This is a genomic window from Arthrobacter sp. ISL-85 (genome assembly GCF_018613675.1).
GTDB lineage: Bacteria > Actinomycetota > Actinomycetes > Actinomycetales > Micrococcaceae > Arthrobacter.
This window is the reverse complement of the sequence record NZ_JAGGPQ010000004.1, coordinates 129,327-142,518: the sequence shown is the minus strand read 5'-3', so window position 1 is coordinate 142,518 and position 13,192 is coordinate 129,327. Positions and strand designations below refer to the sequence as shown.

Sequence of the window (13,192 nt, the reverse complement as noted above, 5' to 3'; positions counted from 1 at the left end):
AGGCCGCCGAAACAACCGAAAAACGGAACAGGACAACGATGCCCCTCTTCGACCTTCCCCTTGCACAGCTGCGCAATTACACCTCGGACGTCACGCCGCCGGAAGACCTGGCCGCGTTCTGGGATGCCACCCTCGCCGAAGCCCGCGCCTTTCCGCTCACCGCAACCTTCGAGCCTGTGGAGAACTACCTCACCGTCATCGACACCTTTGATGTCACCTTCTCCGGCTTCGGGGGAGCACCGGTCAAAGGGTGGCTGCACCTGCCCGCCAACCGGGAGGCAGGCGTCCAGCTTCCGGTGGTGGTGACCTACGTCGGCTATTCGGGCGGCCGCGGCCTGGTCAACCAGGACACGCGCTGGGCGCAGGCCGGGTACGCCCACCTCATCATGGACACCCGCGGCCAGGGGTACGGTGGCACGCTGGGGCACACCGCGGATCCACACCCCTCGGCCGGGGACGTGGCCCACGCCGGCCTGATGACCAGGGGCATCGCCAGCCGGGAAGACTATTACTACCGGCGCGTCTACGTGGATGCCTTCCGTGCGGTGGAGGCTGCCCAGGCGCACCCGGCCGTTGATCCCGCCAGGGTGGTGCTGGCCGGTGTCAGCCAGGGCGGCGGCCTGGTGGTGGCCACGGCGGGCCTCACCGCCGGACGGCTCGACGGCGTCATCGCCGCGCTGCCGGACGTCCCCTTCCTGCAGGACTTCCCCCGGGCCATCGACATCACGCCACGCGGGCCCTACCCGGAGATCGCCCAGTTCCTGGCCCGGCACCGGGACCGCTACGACGCCGCCCTTGGCGTCCTCAACTATTTCGACGGCGTCAACCTGGCCAGGTACGCCACCGCGCCGGCCCTGTATTCCGCAGCCCAGATGGACGACATCTGCCCGCCGTCCACTGTCTTCGCCAGCTTCAACGCCTATGGCTCCGGCGCTTCCGGTTCCTCCGCAACAGGTGCAGCCAAAGAAATCGAGGTGTACCGGTTCAACAACCATGAAGGCGGCCAGGAACACCACTGGATCCGGCAGCTGGTGTTTCTGCGGAAGATTCTGGGGTAAGTTTTCCCCATTGCTGAGAAAACGTTTTCTCGGCCAGGGGGACAGGGAGAAATGAAGCGACTGAACAGGGCCGCGATCGTAGGTTACGGCGCCGGCGACGCGGCCAACAGCATGATCATCAGCACGGCGAACATGTTCCTGCTGGTCTACTACACCGACGTCGCCGGAATCGGAGCGGCCGCTGCCGGCACCCTCCTGGTACTGGCACGGGTATTCAATGCCTTCACGGACGTTGCCGCGGGCCGGATCGTGGACCGCTTCCACAGCCCGCGCTGGGGAAAATTCCGGCCCTTCCTGGTCTTTGGTTTCGTCCCGCTGGTGCTGGGCGTCGCGGTGTTCCACGTGCCCGGCGTCGAGCCATCCCTGAAACTCCTCTACGCCTACTGCACCTACGGGCTGGTCTGCCTTGCCTACAGCCTGGTGAACGTCCCCTACGGCTGTTTGGTGGGCGCCATGACGCAGGACCCCCGCGAACGGGCCAGGCTGGCCGGCGCCCGGACCATCGGTGGATTATCCGTGGGCGCCACGCTCGGGTTCTTCGTGGCACCGCTCCTGGGCCGGGGCGGGGACCTCCAGCCAATCTTCACCGTATTGACGCTTGTCTTCGCAGTGGTTGGTTCCGGCCTCTACGTGTTCACCGGGATCGCATGCCGGGAACAGGTGGCCGGCAGCGTTCCAACGATTACCTGGCGCCAAACCTTGGAGACCCTCAGGGTCAACACCCCGTTGGTGGTCCTGTGCCTCAGTTCCGTGCTGCTGGTCACCGGAAACTCCGCCACGGTTGCAGCCCAGTTCTATTACCTGCGCGATGTCCTCTCCCGCGTGGACCTCTTCCCCCTGATGGCGGGAACACAGGTGGTGATCACCCTGGCGCTCGCCACCGTCATGCCGCGTCCGGTGGCCAGGTGGGGCAAGAAAGCCGTGTTCATCGTGGGATGCATGTTGGGCGCGGCAGGCGGGCTGGTGGTCTTCCTGGCCCCCGCAGAGGCGCCCTGGGTGGCAGTGGCCGGGATGATTGTGGCGCAACTCTCTGCTGCAACGGTCAGCATCCTCACCTGGGCACTGATTGCGGACACCGTGGAATACGGCGAATGGAAGACCGGAGTAAGGGTCCAGGGCATCAACTATGCCCTCCTGGCCGCCACCCGGAAACTGGGCATGGGCTTCGGCGGCGGCCTCGTGGCCTTCGCCCTGGCATGGGGCGGGTACTCTTCATCCCTCCAGCAACAGGCCGCCCCGGCAGTGCTGGCCATCCGGGCCGCCTCCGGACTGCTGCCCGCCGTCCTGGTGCTGGCCGCCGTCGGAATCATGTACTGGTACCGCCTCACTGACCAAAAGCATGCGGAACTGGTGGCGGGTCTCCAACAATCACGCTGACGGAATGTGACGGACGGTGATTTTGCGGCTGTGCAGTCCCGGGCTTATGGTCTTTTCCATGACTAACCGTTGGTATGCGTATTTTTCGTTGGCTCTGGAGGGGCCCGCGTCTAACTGACACGCATCCAGCATTCCTTCAGAGCCAACAGGGCAGAGATCATTCTCTGCCCTTCGCCGTTTCTCCGGCGGGTTCTGAAATCCGGGCCCGCTTCCCATCTGGAACAGGACCCCGACCATGAGCACCGCACCAGCAGCCGCCCCCACCTCAAACCTGCGCGTCAGTGAGTTCACTCCGCTGCCCACCCCCTCCGAACTCCTCGCCGAACTGCCCCTGGACGCCCCGGCCGCGGCCGTCGTCGAACGCGGCCGGGACGAGGTGCGCGCTGTCATGGACGGCGTGGACGACCGCCTGCTGGTGATCGTGGGGCCCTGTTCCATCCACGATCCCAAGGCCGGGCTGGAATACGCCCGCCGGCTGGTCAGCCGGGCTGAAAAGCACAGGCAAGACCTGCTGGTCGTCATGCGGACCTACTTCGAAAAGCCGCGCACCACGGTGGGCTGGAAGGGCCTGATCAACGATCCCCGGCTGGACGGCAGCCACGACATGGTCACCGGTCTCCGCGCCGCCAGGCAGTTCCTGCAGCAGGTCACCGCGCTTGGGCTGCCCACCGCCACCGAATTTTTGGAACCGATCAGCCCCCAATACATGGCGGACCTGATCTCCTGGGGCGCCATCGGTGCACGCACTACGGAAAGCCAGATACATCGGCAGTTGGCGTCCGGTCTCTCCATGCCCATCGGCTTCAAGAACGGAACCGACGGCGGGCTGCAGGTTGCCATCGATGCCTGCGGTGCCGCAGCGGCAGCGCAGGCTTTCCTGGGGATCGACGGCGAAGGCCGGGCTGCGCTGGTGGCAACGGCGGGAAACCCGGACACCCACGTCATCCTCCGCGGCGGCCGCAGGGGGCCCAACTACTCTGCAGCCGACGTCGAGCGCGCGTCCACCGAACTGTCGGGCAAGGGGCTCAACCCCCGCCTGATCGTGGATGCCAGCCACGCCAACAGCGGCAAGAGCCACCTCCGGCAGGCTGAGGTTGCCCTGGAAATCGGCGCCCAACTGGAGGAAGGGGGCGCGGCAGCCCGGGCTGTGGCGGGCGTGATGCTGGAAAGCTTCCTGGTGGGCGGCGCCCAGAGCCTTGACGTTGCGGAGCATGCGGCGGGACGGTCCGCGCTGGTCTACGGCCAGAGCGTCACGGACGCCTGCATGGACTGGGACGTTTCCGCGTCCGTCCTGGAGCAGCTGGCGACATCAGCGCGGAAGCGGAGGCAGTCGGATTAGGGGGCGAAATAGGGGAAGCACTACTTTCACATCTGCCACATGAACATCTAGAGTATCTATTTAGGTGGTTGGTGGATGGCTCAGCATCGGAACACCGCATTGGCACGTATCTGGGGTCACTGTTGTCCATCCGTCAGCAAAGGAAAATAGGGAAATGTCGGCAGAACAGAACTTCTCCAACGCGAAGTTCCTGACCGTGGCTGAAGTGGCCGAGGTCATGCGCGTCTCCAAAATGACTGTTTACCGCCTGGTCCACTCCGGCGAAATGCCCGCAGTGCGCTTCGGCCGCTCCTACCGGGTCCCCGAAAACGCCGTTGAACAGTACCTTAAGGGCGCTGTTGTGGACGGCCACACCGAGACGGCCTGAGGCGGCCTGTCCTGAGGCGCTCCCGATAGGCGGTACCCTGTTAAGGAACGTTTTACGTCATTGTAAGAATCTGTCAGTTGTTCAGTTCGTAGCTCTGTCCACGAACATTCTCCATCAGACAGGTACTGCATCTAGTTTGTAAGGAACTTTCGTGGGTTCAGTTATCAAGAAGCGTCGCAAGCGTATGGCCAAGAAGAAGCACCGCAAGCTGCTTCGCAAGACCCGTCACCAGCGCCGCAACAAGAAGTAGAGATACTTCGAACAGCGCAGAGATGCCCGTCGCCTTCCAAGGCGGCGGGCATTTCTTTTGCCTGCGGGCTAAATGCGCGGGCCGCGGATGCGGGCGAAGCCTTTCCAAAGGCCGTAGACCACGCCGCCGAAGGTGGCTGCCTTGAGGCCAAGGGTGGCAGCGCGGCGGCCGGCGCGGAAGTCGTAGACGGGCCAGTTGCGGTCGCGCGCGTGGCGGCGAAGCTTGGCGTCCGGGTTGATCGCCACAGGGTGTCCCACCAGTGACAGCAGCGGAACGTCGTTGTAGGAATCGCTGTACGCCCAGCAGCGCTTGAGGTCCAGGTCCTCCTGGTCGGCGATGGCCTGGACGGCTACTGCTTTGGCCGAGCCGTGCAGGATGTCCCCAACCAAGCGTCCGGTGTACATCCCGTCCGACACTTCACCGACCGTTCCCAGGGCTCCGGTCAGGCCCAGGCGGGTAGAGATCACCGTAGCCACTTCAATGGGCGTGGCCGTCACCAGCCAGACGCGGCGGCCCACCCTGAGGTGCTGCTCCGCCAGCGCCTTGGCCCCCGGCCAGATCCGCGATGCGATCATCTCGTCGTAAACTTCTTCGCCCAGGGCCTTGATGTCGTCAACGGTAATCCCGGCGGCCAGCGTCAGGGCCGAATCGCGGACCGCGTGCACGTCGTCGATGTTCTCCCCACGCGTAACGAACTTGAACTGTTTCCACGCGAACCCGGCGGCCTGGGCCAGGGTGAACGCCCCGCGCTGGTGCATCTTACGCGCCACATGGAAGAGGCTGGCCCCGCGCATCAAGGTGTTGTCAACGTCGAAAAACGCCGCCTCACCGGGCTGCGGCGCAGCAACCGGCCGCGTGACGACGGCGACGTATTTCTCCTCGGGCATGGAGTTGAGTCTAGTCAATCCACTAGCTGGCCGCCGTCGGCGTCCCCCGCACGGCGCGAACGGCGATACCGTTAAGGCATGGCTACCCCCCGCGTCGTCCTGGTCACCAAAGCTGACTGCCACCTTTGTGAAGAGGCGCGCGACGCCGTCGGCCGGGTCACTGCCTCGCTGGGCCTTACCTGGAGCGAAGAACTGGTGGACAACCAGCCCGAACTGCGGGAGCGGTACGCCGAGGAAATCCCAGTGGTTTTGGTGGACGGGGTGCAGCGCGACTTCTGGAAGATCGACGAAGCCCGGCTGGAACGCGTCCTGCAGCGCGCCATGGCCCATTAGGGGGATGCGAGTGACGTCCTTGGATCCAACGCCCCAGCCTGTCCCGGACCTGCCGGCTGCCGCGGGCACGCCGGCAAAGCAGATTCCCCCTGCAGCCGTGGCCCGGTTGACGCTCTACCTTCGGGCCTTGAACACCCTGTTGGCAGAGGGCGTGGAGCGCGTCTCCTCCGAGTCCCTCGCGGAAGCCTCCGGTGTCAGTTCCGCGACGCTGCGCAAGGACCTGTCCCATGTGGGGTCTTATGGAACCAGGGGAGTGGGCTACGAGGTGCAGTACCTCAGCCGCCATATCGCCGCAGCCCTGGGACTGACGCATGACTGGAAAGTGGCCATCGTGGGCGCCGGCAATCTGGGCAAGGCCTTGGCACGCTACGGCGGCTTCGAGTCCCGCGGGTTCGACGTGGTGGCCATCTTCGACGCCGACCAGATGGTGGTGGGCAGCGAGGTGGGATGGCTGCGGGTGAGCGACGTGGCAGACCTTGAAACAGTCCTGCACCGTACCGGGGCCAACATGGTGGTGCTGGCGCTACCGGCCGCGGTGGCCCAGGGCGTCTGCGACCGTGTGGTGGCGGCAGGGGTGCGCAGCGTGCTCAGCTTCGCGCCCGTGATGCTGCAGGTTCCCGAAGGAGTCAATCTCCGCAAGGTGGACATGGCCACCGAACTGCAGATCCTGGCCTACCACGCCCAGCGGGCGCAGGCGCCGGGGCAGACGGCCTGATTGCAGGTCAACGTGATTGCAGGTTAAACAGCGGCGGCCCGGGATGCTGGACATCCCGGGCCGCCGCTGCGTTATGCGGTTGGGGGTTTACCGCCCGTACGGATTGCCGAAGCCGCCGGAATACGGGTTGGCGAACGGCTGCTGCTTCCGGAAGTACGGGGCAGCGGCCGGCAGGTAGAGCAGGACGATGGCGGCGATTCCCAGCACTGTTCCGAGCGTTGCGAAGCTGGGGACCCCGAAGAGGCCGAATATGGACAGTGCTGCAAACACCGTTCCCAGGATGCGTGCCCAGTTCTTGCCCTTGCGGATGAAGAAGGCCACCAGCAGGTAAAGGGCGGCGCCGATGATGGCGAAGACCACCAGCGTTCCGGCGATGACGCTCTTGATGTCGTCGTAGGTGACGCCCGCCCCACTGGCCTGGACCTGCTGTTCAAAGGCCTGCCGGAACTGGGGATCATCCAGCTGGGTGAGTCCGGTGAGCATGGAGATAACAAAGATCACGGCGGACGCAATCAACAGCCAGAACGAGATGTTCACCAGCTGCGGGACGCCGTTGCTTCCAGCGGGCTGCGGCTGTTCCGAGGGGTACTGGCCGTAGGGGGACTGGCCATACGGCGACTGGCCGTATTGCGGTGCATTCTGGCCGTAGCCCGGGGCCTGCGGTGCATTCTGCCCATACTGGGAACCGTACTGCGGTGCGTTCTGGCCGTACTGCGGCGCTGCCGGCGGCTGGGAGCCGTACTGGGGCTGGTTCTGCCCGTACTGTGGCGCGTTCTGGCCATACTGCGGTGCGTTCTGGCCGTAGCGGGGCTGCTGGCTGCCCGGCTTGTCATTGCCGGACCCGGGGTCTTGGGGCGCGGGAGGCGGGACGGGAGGATTACTCATGGGCGTTCCTTCTGCAGGTCGGGATCCAGGTAGGCTGCCGGGAATCGGTCCTCAGCCTTCCCCCCAGCATGGCTTAAGTCCACCGTACTCCCGGCGCGCGGCGTTATGGGTGATTCGACCGGTATCCGCAGGTGGATTGCCATTAAGCAGGGCACCCCGGCACCAGGCCGCGATGGCTTGGTGCCGGGGTGCTGTTGCGCAAGGGTAATTATGCGGCGGGGGCGATGAAGGCGAGTTCCAGGTTGATGGCAACCTTGTCGCTGACCAGCACACCGCCGGTTTCCAGGACGGCGTTCCAGGTCAGGCCGAAGTCCTTGCGGCTGATGGTGGTCTCTGCGGAAACGCCGGCGCGGGTGTTGCCGAACGGATCCACGGCCACGCCGTTGAACTCGGTTTCCAGGGTGACGGGGCGGGTGACGCCCTTGATGGTCAGATCGCCGGTGAGCTCGTAGCTGTTGCCCTTGGCCACGAGGCCGTTGGAGACGAAGGAGATCTCGGGGAACTTCTCCACGTCGAAGAAGTCGCCGCCCTTGACGTGGCCATCGCGGTTGGCGTCGCCGGAGTCAAAGCTGGCGGTCTTGATGGTGGCGTTGATCTTGGAGGCAGCCACATCCTCGGCGAGGTCAAGGGTTGCGGCGGCTTCGGTGAACTGCCCGCGAACCTTGCTGATGCCGGCGTGCCGTACGGTGAAGCCGATCTCGCTGTGGGAGTTGTCCAGGGTCCAGGTGCCGGTGGTGACGTCTGCGGGAAGTGCCATGATGTTGCTCCTTGTTGTGAATGTCTGCTGTGGTCCTGCGGTTGAATCTTCATCGGTTGAAGCCTCAACTAACTTGCTGCATCCAGTATAAACATGCGTTTGCATCTTTTGTTCCCGGTTTCGGAACATTTCTTCAGAAACTTGAGTTCTACTGTTTGTAGAAAGCACCTGCGGGAGATTTCGGATCGCACGCCATCTTTGAGAAACTGGTAAACATGCCCCAAGCCACTGTCCATCTGCTCCGCCACGGCGAGGTCCACAATCCCGACGGCGTTCTCTATGGACGGCTCCCCGAATTCCACCTCTCCGAACTGGGGCAGGAGATGGCCCGGACGCTTGCCGAACACTTCCGGCAGCGCGCGGAGCGCGGCGCCCGGATCACCTACCTGGCCGCCTCGCCGCTGGACCGTGCGCAGGAAACCGCACGGCCGACGTCGGAAGTGCTGCACCTGGAGATCCACACCGAGGGGCGCATTATCGAAGCGGAGAACTACTTCGAGGGCATGAAGGTCACCAAAGCCGAACTTCGGCGGCCAAAGCACTGGCCGCGCCTGGTCAACCCCCTGCGCCCGTCATGGGGCGAACCGTACAAGCAGCAGGCCGCAAGGGTAGCCGCTGCCGTGCAGGATGCGCGGCTTCGGGCCATCGAACTTGCTGCCGGCGACTTTGGCGCCGCGGGCCCCGAGGCCATCCTGGTCAGCCACCAGTTGCCCATCTGGGCGGCACGGCTGAGCGCCGAAGGCAGGCCCCTGTGGCACGACCCGCGCAAGCGCGAGTGCACCCTGACATCCGTCACGTCCCTGGTGTTCGACGACGACGGCTCGCTTGTGCGGGTCGAGTACAGCGAGCCTGCGGCATCCCTTCTTCCCGGTGCCGCCAGCACCCCTGGAGCCTAGCAGTGAGCAACAACAACCTTCCCTCACGCCGCAGCCTGCTCGCAGCCGGCGGCATGGCCTTGACCGCGCTGACCCTGGGCCTCTCCGGCTGCGCCCAGGAGGACGCGCTGGCCAAGCAGGCCAAGGCGGGCGACAACAAGAACTATGTTGCCGGCGACGGCTCCGTGACCGAGTTTGCCGCAGCGGACCGCAAGGAAGCCGTGCAGATCAAGGGTGCGCTCTTCAGCGGCGCCGCCGTAACCCCTGCCGACTTCCAGGGCAAGGTGAGCGTCCTGAACTTCTGGTTCGCCGGCTGCGCACCGTGCCGCGTGGAGGCACCGCTCCTGGAAGAACTGCACCAGGAGTTCAAGGACCAGGGCGTCCAGTTCTTCGGCGTCAACCTCCGCGATGAGAAGCCAACGGCTGAGGCTTTCGAGAAGACCTTCAACCTGACCTACCCCAGCTTTGACGATAAGGACGGCGCCGTCCTGCTGTCCGTGTCAGGCCTGGTGCCGCCGGGCGCCGTGCCCACCACCCTGGTACTGGACAAGCAGGGGCGCGTGGCCTCCCGCGTCCTTGGCGAAATCGAGAAGGGCACCCTGAAGGCCCTCATCACCGCCACCGTGGCGGAATAGGGACGGCCCGGGACCGTGAACAGCCCCTTCGCCGAAGCCATCCTCAGCGGCTCCATCCTGCTGGCCATTCCGGTGGCCCTGCTGGCCGGACTGGTGTCCTTCCTTTCCCCCTGCGTCCTTCCCCTGGTTCCCGGCTACCTTGGCTATGTGACCGGCCTGAGCGGCGTGGACCTGCAGAAGCAGAAACGCGGCCGGATGCTGGCAGGCATCGGGTTGTTCGTCCTGGGCTTCTCCGTGATCTTCGTCCTGCTGGGCGGCGCGTTCGGCCAGTTGGGCACGCTGATCACGGGCAGCCAGAATGCCTGGATCACCCAGCTCCTGGGGGGCCTGGTCGTCATTATGGGCATCGTTTTCATGGGTGGCTTCAGCTGGCTGCAGCGCGACGCGAAGATCCATGCCAAGCCCCCCGCCGGGCTCTGGGGCGCGCCGCTGCTGGGGCTGACCTTCGGCCTGGGCTGGGCGCCGTGCATCGGCCCCACCTACTCTGCCGTGCAGCTGCTGAGCCTCTCCGGCGGATCCTCCGCCGCCAAGGGTGCCTTCCTGGCCTTTGTGTACAGCCTGGGACTGGGCATCCCGTTCCTGCTGATCGCGCTGGCCCTGCGCCGGGGGATGGGCGTCATGGCGTTCTTCCGCAAGCACCGCCTGGCCATCCAGCGGACCGGCGGCGGCATCCTGGTGGTGCTGGGGCTGCTGATGGCCACCGGCGTGTGGGGTGCCTGGGTGACCGGGCTGCAGTACTGGTTCCAAACCGACGTGAAGTTGCCGATCTGATGAGCGAGCGTGTGAACGTAAAGAAGAAGCAATCCGTCCCTGTTGCAGAGGCGAAAGCCCAGGCTGCCCTCCCGGCCCTGGGGCCCAAAGGCATGCTGCGGTGGGCCTGGACCCAGCTGACCAGCATGCGCACCGCGCTGTTCCTGTTGCTGCTCCTCGCCGTCGCCGCTGTCCCCGGATCGCTGTTCCCGCAACGGCCCGCAAACCCGGCCGTGGTGACCCAGTACATCAAGGACCACCCCGACTACGGCAAGCTGCTGGATTCGCTGCAGCTCTACGACGTCTACTCCTCGGCGTGGTTCTCCGCGATCTACCTCCTGCTGTTCATCTCGCTGATCGGCTGCGTGGTGCCGCGGGCCATTGCCCACTACAAGGCCATGCGCTCCCAGCCCCCGCGGACCCCGCAGCGCCTGTCCCGGCTGCCGGAATACGGCACCCTGGTGATCCCCGCCGGTGCAGCCGTCCCGGCGTCGGACGCCATCAATGGTGCGGCAGGGCTGTTGCGCAAGCGCGGCTACCGGGTTGAGGTCCGGGATGCCGACGGCGCCCTTCCGTCCCTCGGTGCCGAACGCGGCTTCATGAAGGAAGTTGGCAACCTGGTCTTCCACACCTCGCTGATCGGCGTGCTGGTATCCGTGGCCGCCGGCGGCCTGTTCGGGTACAGCGGCCAGCGCATCCTGGTGGAAGGCGACACGTTCGTGAACACCCTGGTGGGCTACGACCAGTTCAACCCGGGCACCAACTTCCAGTCCAGCCAGCTCCAGCCGTACTCGCTCCAGCTGAACAAGTTCAACATCACCTTCGACCGCGAATCCAGGGGCAAGTTCGGCCAGCCCATCGATTTCGCCGCCACCGTGACCACCAAGGAAAACCCGGACGCCCCGCCCAAACAGGAACTGCTGAAGGTCAACGACCCCGTGAGCCTGGGCGGCACCAGCATCTACCTGACCGGCAACGGCTACGCGCCGGTGGTGACCATCCGGGACGGGGCCGGCAACGTGGCCATGCAGGGTCCGGTGGTGGCCAAACTGCAGGGCCAGAACTACTACTCCTCGGTGGTGATCAAGGTCCCCGACGCCAAGCCGGACCAGTTGGGCTTCGTTGGCTTCTTCCTCCCGACGGCCTTCGTCAATGACAAAAACGTTTCGTTCAGCGCCGACCCGGAACTCTTCAACCCGCAGCTCACCCTGAACTCCTACTATGGAGACCTGGGCCTGAACACCGGGGCCCCGCAGAACGTCTTCGAACTCGACGTGAAAAACCTAACGCCGCTCAATGCAAGGAACCTGGCGGCAGGCGGCATCACGCTTGCCCCCGGCTCCACCTATACCCTGCCGGACGGCAAGGGCACTATCAGCTTTGACGGCGTGAAGCGGTACATCGGCGTGGACATCCACCACAACCCCGGACAGGCGTACGCCCTGGTCTTCGCCCTGCTTGCCGTGGCGGGCCTGATCCTCTCGCTCTACGTCAACCGCCGGCGCGTCTGGGTACGGACCGGCACCGCCTCCGCCGGCCGCACCATGGTGGAATACGGGCTCCTGGCCCGCGGCGAGGACCACCGCCTGGCCGGCGAGGCGGCGGCGCTTCGGAAACTGTTCACCACAGAGTGGCAGCTGCCTGAAGACACTGCCGGATCCCAGCGAACTCCCAGCCGGACAAGCGATAATGTCGCAGGCTCCGTCGACAATGCCGAAGGCTCCCTCACCACCCCAGCAGGCCCCACCGGGCCCGAAAAGGACCAGTAATGCCATTTGGAATCAACGAAACCATGGGCCAGTACAGCGAACTCTTCATGCTGCTGGCGGCGGGGACCTACACCGTAGCCTTCATAGCCTTCGCCTGGGACCTGGCCAAGAGCAGCAAGGCCCTGCGCGCGGTGGACCTCAAAGCCGCGCAGGCCGGAGCAGCCACTAAGGTTCCCGTGGCCGCCGGTGTTGCCGCTGGCTCGGCCGGGGCCCGCCTGGACGGGCCCGCTGACCGCGCTGAACGCCCGTCGTCGTCCGCTGGCAGGGCCGGCGGGGCCGGAACCGGCGGTGTCATGACGGCCGACGGCGACATGAAGTACGCCACGGAGCGCCGGGTCCCGGCGCGGGTCGCCGTGGCCCTGACCACCCTTGCCGTCCTCATTCACGGCGCAGGGGTTGTCACCAGGGCTTTGGGTGCCGGCCGGGTGCCGTGGGGCAACATGTACGAATTCCTCACCACGGGCGCGTTCCTGGTGGCGGCCGTGTTCCTGCTCTCGCTGATCCGCCGCGACCTCCGCTTCCTGGGAACCTTCGTGGTGGGCCTGGTGATCATCATGCTGGTGGCTGCCTCGGTGGCGTTCTGGACTCCCGTTGGCCACCTGGTTCCCGCCCTGCAGAGCTACTGGCTGGTCATCCACGTCTCCATTGCCGTGCTTTCCTCGGCCCTGTTCACCCTGACGTTCGCGATGTCCGCCCTGCAGCTGGTGCAGTCACACCGGCAGAAGACCGTCGCTGCCGGCGGCGCCGACAAGCTCGGCTTCATGCGCCTGGTGCCGTCCGCGCTTAGCCTGGAGAACCTGTCCTACCGGATCAACGCCATCGCCTTCATCGGCTGGACCTTCACCCTCATGTTCGGTGCCATCTGGGCGGAAAAGGCCTGGGGCCGGTTCTGGGGCTGGGACACCAAAGAGGTGTGGACGTTCGTTATCTGGGTTGTCTACGCCGGATACCTGCACGCGCGTGCCACCCGCGGCTGGACCGGAACCCGGGCGGCATGGCTGTCGATCGTGGGCTACCTTTGCGTGATCTTCAACTTCACCATCGTGAACCAGTTCTTCAATGGGCTCCACTCCTACTCCGGCCTCTAAGCAGGGCCCGTACTGGAAGTTGGACCAATAATCCAACCGCTGTGTGGCAATGGGCCGCCAATTAACCATTCGATGTAGCAACAGGGCTGTCCCAGGGTCCTCCGGTA

General features: G+C 65.3%; 15 protein-coding genes. 12 read left to right on the top strand and 3 right to left on the bottom strand.

Annotated features, from left to right (window positions below; genetic code table 11):
- Positions 1-38: 38 nt before the first annotated feature.
- The 5 genes from J7I84_RS02705 (at position 39) to J7I84_RS02685 (ending at position 4,391) form a co-directional block, all read left to right on the top strand.
- Entirely contained in the window at positions 39-1,058 is a 1,020-nt protein-coding gene (locus tag J7I84_RS02705) for an acetylxylan esterase (protein WP_214940283.1), read from the top strand.
- Positions 1,059-1,109: 51 nt separating this feature from the next.
- The gene (locus tag J7I84_RS02700) at positions 1,110-2,435 is read left to right on the top strand and encodes a glycoside-pentoside-hexuronide (GPH):cation symporter (RefSeq protein ID WP_214940281.1); all 1,326 of its coding nucleotides are present in this window, start codon (positions 1,110-1,112) and stop codon (positions 2,433-2,435) included.
- A 235-nt stretch (positions 2,436-2,670) separates the two neighbouring features.
- A complete protein-coding gene (locus tag J7I84_RS02695) occupies positions 2,671-3,774 on the top strand; it encodes a 3-deoxy-7-phosphoheptulonate synthase (protein ID WP_214940278.1) in 1,104 nt (367 codons plus the stop codon).
- Between the two features lie 154 nt (positions 3,775-3,928).
- On the top strand, positions 3,929-4,141 hold the full coding sequence (locus J7I84_RS02690; RefSeq protein ID WP_043452394.1) for a helix-turn-helix domain-containing protein: 213 nt from the start codon (positions 3,929-3,931) through the stop codon (positions 4,139-4,141).
- Between the two features lie 151 nt (positions 4,142-4,292).
- Positions 4,293-4,391 (top strand): 30S ribosomal protein bS22, encoded by a 99-nt coding sequence (locus tag J7I84_RS02685; RefSeq protein WP_003792170.1) that lies wholly within the window; start codon positions 4,293-4,295, stop codon positions 4,389-4,391.
- Positions 4,392-4,459: 68 nt separating this feature from the next.
- Here J7I84_RS02685 and J7I84_RS02680 read toward each other — a convergent pair whose 3' ends face one another.
- A complete protein-coding gene (locus J7I84_RS02680) occupies positions 4,460-5,278 on the bottom strand; it encodes an HAD family phosphatase (protein ID WP_214940276.1) in 819 nt (272 codons plus the stop codon).
- Between the two features lie 78 nt (positions 5,279-5,356).
- On the opposite strand from J7I84_RS02680, the gene J7I84_RS02675 reads away from it, so the two are divergent.
- Both J7I84_RS02675 and J7I84_RS02670 read left to right on the top strand, forming a co-directional pair.
- Positions 5,357-5,611, top strand: coding sequence for a glutaredoxin family protein (locus tag J7I84_RS02675; protein ID WP_214940273.1), 255 nt, complete (start codon positions 5,357-5,359; stop codon positions 5,609-5,611).
- Positions 5,612-5,621: 10 nt separating this feature from the next.
- The gene (locus tag J7I84_RS02670; protein ID WP_214940270.1) at positions 5,622-6,326 is read left to right on the top strand and encodes a redox-sensing transcriptional repressor Rex; all 705 of its coding nucleotides are present in this window, start codon (positions 5,622-5,624) and stop codon (positions 6,324-6,326) included.
- An 87-nt stretch (positions 6,327-6,413) separates the two neighbouring features.
- Here J7I84_RS02670 and J7I84_RS02665 read toward each other — a convergent pair whose 3' ends face one another.
- Complete coding sequence (locus tag J7I84_RS02665; protein WP_214940268.1) at positions 6,414-7,211, bottom strand: hypothetical protein; 798 nt, start codon at positions 7,209-7,211, stop codon at positions 6,414-6,416.
- A gap of 208 nt (positions 7,212-7,419) precedes the next feature.
- Entirely contained in the window at positions 7,420-7,968 is a 549-nt protein-coding gene (locus J7I84_RS02660) for a YceI family protein (RefSeq protein WP_214940266.1), read from the bottom strand.
- Positions 7,969-8,183: 215 nt separating this feature from the next.
- On the opposite strand from J7I84_RS02660, the gene J7I84_RS02655 reads away from it, so the two are divergent.
- Genes J7I84_RS02655 through ccsB form a run of 5 tightly spaced genes read left to right on the top strand, consistent with a single transcriptional unit; the run spans position 8,184 to position 13,085 of the window.
- Positions 8,184-8,864 (top strand): histidine phosphatase family protein, encoded by a 681-nt coding sequence (locus J7I84_RS02655; RefSeq protein ID WP_214940264.1) that lies wholly within the window; start codon positions 8,184-8,186, stop codon positions 8,862-8,864.
- A 53-nt stretch (positions 8,865-8,917) separates the two neighbouring features.
- Positions 8,918-9,478 carry a TlpA disulfide reductase family protein gene (locus J7I84_RS02650; protein ID WP_214940414.1) on the top strand — a complete coding sequence of 187 codons (561 nt, stop codon included), beginning with the start codon at positions 8,918-8,920 and terminating at the stop codon, positions 9,476-9,478.
- A 15-nt stretch (positions 9,479-9,493) separates the two neighbouring features.
- Positions 9,494-10,249, top strand: coding sequence for a cytochrome c biogenesis CcdA family protein (locus tag J7I84_RS02645; protein ID WP_214940262.1), 756 nt, complete (start codon positions 9,494-9,496; stop codon positions 10,247-10,249).
- Positions 10,249-11,997, top strand: coding sequence for a cytochrome c biogenesis protein ResB (locus J7I84_RS02640; RefSeq protein WP_214940260.1), 1,749 nt, complete (start codon positions 10,249-10,251; stop codon positions 11,995-11,997). The genes J7I84_RS02645 and J7I84_RS02640 overlap by 1 nt, the downstream gene beginning before the upstream one ends.
- Positions 11,997-13,085, top strand: coding sequence for a c-type cytochrome biogenesis protein CcsB (gene ccsB / locus J7I84_RS02635; protein WP_214940258.1), 1,089 nt, complete (start codon positions 11,997-11,999; stop codon positions 13,083-13,085). The genes J7I84_RS02640 and ccsB overlap by 1 nt, the downstream gene beginning before the upstream one ends.
- Positions 13,086-13,192: the final 107 nt, after the last annotated feature.